Annotated in this window: 1 pseudogene; it reads right to left on the reverse strand. The window is 71.2% G+C overall.

Annotated features, from left to right (window positions below):
- Positions 1-597: pseudogene (locus A5750_RS16640) on the reverse strand (bifunctional [glutamine synthetase] adenylyltransferase/[glutamine synthetase]-adenylyl-L-tyrosine phosphorylase); the annotation flags it as partial.

Below are 597 nucleotides of genomic sequence, written 5' to 3' on the forward strand. Positions count from 1 at the left end.
GGCGAGCTGCCGTTCGGCGGCCTCCGACGTCATGCCGTGCCCGATCTCCAGGCCGGTCGGGCCGATCGATTCCAGCAGCGGCTGGTAGAAGAGCTTGGCGTGCAGCTGCGAAACCCGCAGGTTCTGGTGCCGCAGCTCCTCGCGCAGCACGCCCGCGGCGTCGTGCCGTCCGTCGGGCCGGATATGCGCGGCGCGGGCCAGCCAGCGCACCGCCTCCTCGTCCTCGGCCTCGGGCAGCAGGTGGGTGCGTTTGAGCCGCTGCAGCTGCAGGCGGTGCTCGAGGAGCCGGAGGAATTCGTAGGAGGCGGTCAGGTTCGCTGCGTCCTCGCGGCCGATGTAGCCGCCCTGACCCAACGCGTCGAGCGCGGCCACCGTGGACGCGACGTGCAGCGACTCGTCGCTGCGGCCGTGCACCAGCTGCAGCAGCTGCACCGCGAACTCAACGTCCCGCAGGCCGCCGCTGCCGAGTTTGATCTCACGCCCACGCACGTCGGCGGGCACCAGCTGCTCGACCCGACGGCGCATGGCCTGCACCTCACCGACGAAGTCCTCGCGCTCGCAGGCGACCCACACCATCGGCATCAACGCGGTCAGGTA

It is taken from the genome of Mycobacterium sp. 852002-51613_SCH5001154 (assembly GCF_001667425.1).
Lineage (GTDB): Bacteria > Actinomycetota > Actinomycetes > Mycobacteriales > Mycobacteriaceae > Mycobacterium.